The sequence below is a fragment of the Streptomyces sp. NPDC004065 genome (assembly GCF_044903565.1).
Classification (GTDB): Bacteria; Actinomycetota; Actinomycetes; order Streptomycetales; family Streptomycetaceae; genus Streptomyces.
Genome location: NZ_JBJDQT010000075.1, coordinates 1 through 1,287, shown reverse-complemented (window position 1 = coordinate 1,287; position 1,287 = coordinate 1). Strand labels below are relative to the sequence as shown.

1 protein-coding gene is annotated in these 1,287 nt (G+C 67.1%); it reads left to right on the top strand.

Annotation, left to right across the window (positions count from 1 at the left end):
• The first annotated feature begins 7 nt into the window (after positions 1-7).
• A protein-coding gene (locus ACI2LW_RS33690) for an IS3 family transposase (protein ID WP_404735060.1) occupies positions 8-1,260 on the top strand; the annotation gives its coding sequence in 2 pieces (ribosomal slippage) (positions 8-290 and positions 290-1,260; 1,254 coding nt in all).
• The last annotated feature ends 27 nt before the right edge of the window (positions 1,261-1,287 follow it).

The window sequence follows — 1,287 nt, the reverse complement described above, 5'->3', positions numbered from 1 at the left end:
TCGAGTCATGGCACGTCCTTCCCCTTATCCGCTTGAGCTGCGCCGTCGTGCGGTGCGGATGGTCGCCGAGGTGCGGCCCGACTACGACACCGAGTGGGCCGCGATGAAGGCGGTCGCGTCCAAGCTCGGGATTGGCGCGACCGAGACGCTGCGCAAGTGGGTGCGGCAGGACCAGATCGACGCCGGTACCCGGCCGGGCACCACGACCGAGGAGTCGGCCGAGCTGAAGCGGCTGAAGAAGGAGAACGCCGAGCTGAAGCGGGCGAACGAGATCCTCAAGGCTGCGGCGTCTTTCTTCGCGGCCGAGCTCGACCGGCCACACACGCGCTCATAGCGTTCATCGACGAGCACCGGGACCGCTTCGGCGGTGTCGAGCCGATCTGCCGCGTGCTGAGCGCACACGGCTGCAAGATCGCCCCTGCCACCTACTACGCCCACCACAAACGACAGGTCACGCCGTCCGCCAGGACCGTGCGGGACGCCGAGCTGAAGGAGCACATCAGAGAGGTCTTCGAGGCCAACTACCGGGTCTACGGTGCGAGGAAGATCTGGCGGGAGCTGAACCGGCAGGGGCACGCGGTGGCCCGCTGCACCGTCGAACGTCTGATGCGCGAGCTCGGCATCGCCGGCGCCGTCCGCGGCCGGCGCGTGATCACCACGCTGCCCGGCGGCCAGACCGATCGGGCCCCGGACCTCGTCGACCGTGACTTCGTCGCCGGCGCTCCGAACCGGTGCTGGGTCGCGGACTTCACCCATGTGAAGACCTGGGCAGGGGTCGTCTACGTCGCCTTCGTCGTGGACACCTTCTCCCGCCGGATCGTCGGCTGGTCCGCGGCCACCGTGAAGGAAACGGTCTTCGTGCTGGACGCCCTGGAGATGGCGCTGTGGCAACGCGACCGCGACCAGCACCCCGTTCAGCCCGGCGAGTTGATACATCACTCGGATGCCGGGTCGCAGTACACGAGTTTCCGGCTCGCCGACCACCTGGAGGCCGCCGGCATCGCCGCCTCCATCGGATCGGTGGGCGACGCCTACGACAACGCCCTGATGGAGAGCACGATCGGCCTGTTCAAGACCGAACTGATCAAGCCCCGGCGGCCATGGAAGACGCTGTCCGACGTCGAGCTCGCCACCGCCGAGTACGTCGACTGGTACAACCACCGGCGACTCCACGGTGAGATCGGCCACGTCCCGCCGGTCGAATATGAGAACAACCACTATCTCGCAACCACGAAGCCCCAGGTCACACCCAACATCTGAGATCTCTACCGAACCCGGAACGGTTCA